2 protein-coding genes and 1 tRNA gene are annotated in these 2,079 nt (G+C 65.0%); 1 reads left to right on the top strand and 2 read right to left on the bottom strand.

Translation table 11 applies throughout. The annotated features are described in order from the left end of the window. Positions 1–175 precede the first annotated feature (175 nt). Positions 176–251: transfer RNA gene (locus tag EN780_RS32800), tRNA-Val, on the top strand. A 64-nt stretch (positions 252–315) separates the two neighbouring features. Here the strand turns inward: EN780_RS32800 and EN780_RS32805 are convergent. Together EN780_RS32805 and EN780_RS32810 are read right to left on the bottom strand one after the other, a co-directional pair. Continuing rightward, positions 316–1,086 (bottom strand): SDR family oxidoreductase, encoded by a 771-nt coding sequence (locus EN780_RS32805; protein ID WP_127311638.1) that lies wholly within the window; start codon positions 1,084–1,086, stop codon positions 316–318. Beyond that, positions 1,083–2,078, bottom strand: coding sequence for an ABC transporter permease (locus EN780_RS32810; RefSeq protein WP_126054882.1), 996 nt, complete (start codon positions 2,076–2,078; stop codon positions 1,083–1,085). Before EN780_RS32810 ends, EN780_RS32805 begins: the two co-directional genes overlap by 4 nt. Position 2,079: the final 1 nt, after the last annotated feature.

Genomic DNA, 2,079 nt, shown 5'->3' on the forward strand with positions numbered 1-2,079 from the left:
GGATAAGGGGTTCGCCACCGGGTGTCAAGCGCGGCAAAGCACCTTATCAGCAAACTGGAGAAGGTTTTTTGACAACCGCCTCTTTACGCTGGAAAACCGCCACGCGGCCAACGCGGCGCCTGTTCATTTGGCCTTGCGAAGCCTGCCCTAACTGCTTAAAGGTCCGGCCCGGAGCGGGCGATTAGCTCAGTTGGTAGAGCGCTTCGTTTACACCGAAGATGTCGGCGGTTCGAGCCCGTCATCGCCCACCATCCCAGCCATCTTCAAGCAGTCACCCTGAAGCGAGTCTCGCAGTTCGCCCACGCCCGCCAACAATCATGGCGGCAGCAGCCGAAAATCCTTGCCCTCGGGCAAGAGCTGGCCGCCGTCGACGACGATGGTCGTGCCGGTGATGTAGCTGGCGTCGTCGGAGGCCAGGAACAGGAAGGCATTGGCGACGTCGCGCGGGCTGCCCAGCCGTCCGAGCGGGATGGAGTCTTGCATGTTCTGGATATAGGCCGCGCCGCGATGCAGCTCGATCGCCTCGGTGAGGATGTTGCCGGGCTCGACGCCGTTGACGGTGATACCGTAGCCGGCGAATTCGAGCGCGGCGGCACGGATCAGCCCGTTGATTCCAGCCTTGGTCGCCGAATAATGGCCGTGGCCGGGGCTGGTCACATGCGGGCCTGTGATCGACGAGGTGAACAGCATGCGGCCAGCCCGTTGCTCTTTCATAGGCACCAGCGCGGCACGTGTGGCATTGAAGGAGCCGCGCAGGTTGACGGCCATCACCCTGTCCCAGTCCTCCGGGCTGGTGTTTTCGATCAGCTGCCAGGGATAAATGCCGGCATTCTGGACCAGGATGTCGAGTCGGCCATGCTGCTCGAGCGCCAGCGCCACGGCGGCCTCGGCCTCGGCCATTTGCGAGATATCGGTGCGGATGAAGGCGGCGCCGAACTCGCTTGCGGTGGCTTGTCCGGCCCCGGCCTCGGTGTCGGCCAGCACGAGCTTCGCGCCCTCTTCGGCGAAACGCTGCGCGATGCCCTTGCCGATGCCGCGCGCGCTGCCGACGATGAGCGCGACCCTGTCCTGCAGCCGGCCGGTCATGCCAGCCTCTGCCGGATGGTCTGCTTGAAGGCGTCGAGCAGCACCGCCGCCAGCACCAGCAGGCCGTGGATCACCTGGGTGAAATTGGCCGGCAGGCCCATCAGGTTGATCGCCGTGTTGATGGCCGAGAGCAAGAGCACGCCGGCATAGACGCCGGGCAGGGTGCCGACGCCGCCCTTCAGGCTGACGCCGCCGATGACGACGGCGGCGAAGGCGTTGAACAAAAGCCCGACGCCGAGATTGGCGGTGGCGCCGGAGGTGCGGATGGCCAGCAGCCAGCCGGCGAGACCGGCGATGGCGCCGGCAAGCACGAAGGCGATGATCAAATTGCGATTGACGCGGATGCCGGCGCGGAAGGTCGCCGTCTCGTTGCCGCCGATCATCACCAGATGCCGGCCGAACGGCGTCTTGGCCATGATCAGCGAGAAGACGACGAAACAGGCGATGGCGATCCAGGCGGTGAGCGGCAGGCCGATCAGCCGCTGGATGCCGAACCAGCGGATCGCCGGCGCCAGGTCCTGCGCCGAGCGGCCGCCGGAAACGACGAGCACCAGGCCGCGCACCCAGATGTAGGAGGCCAGCGTGATGATGAAGGCGCTCATCTTCAGCCTGACGATCAGGAAGCCGTTGAAGACGCCGATGATGCCGCCGACGAGGACGGCGAGCAGCAGCGAAACCGGAACCATCAGCCATTGCGGGTGCAGTTGCACGCCGAGGCCGATGCCCGACGAGCAGAACAGGATGCCGACCGCCATGGCGCTGAGCGCGGCGACCGATTCGACCGACAGGTCCATGTGGCCGGCGATGATGACCAGCGCCAGGCCGATCGACATTACGCCCAGCACGCTGGAGGCCTCGATGATGTTGGCGAAGATGCCGAGCTGGAAGTAGTTCGGAATGAGCAGGGAAAACACCACCAGCACGAAGACCAGCATGAACCAGACGAGATTGTCGAGAATGAGCTCGAGAGCATGGCGGGTGCGGGGGTTCATG

Origin of the sequence: Mesorhizobium sp. M4B.F.Ca.ET.089.01.1.1, from assembly GCF_004022605.1 — a bacterium.
Taxonomy (GTDB): domain Bacteria; phylum Pseudomonadota; class Alphaproteobacteria; order Rhizobiales; family Rhizobiaceae; genus Mesorhizobium; species Mesorhizobium abyssinicae.

Excerpts from the sequence above, each read along its gene's own strand:
- EN780_RS32810 (WP_126054882.1), bottom strand. The coding sequence starts at position 2,078 with ATGAACCCCCGCACCCGCCATGCTCTCGAGCTCATTCTCGACAATCTC.
- EN780_RS32805 (WP_127311638.1), bottom strand. The coding sequence starts at position 1,086 with ATGACCGGCCGGCTGCAGGACAGGGTCGCGCTCATCGTCGGCAGCGCG.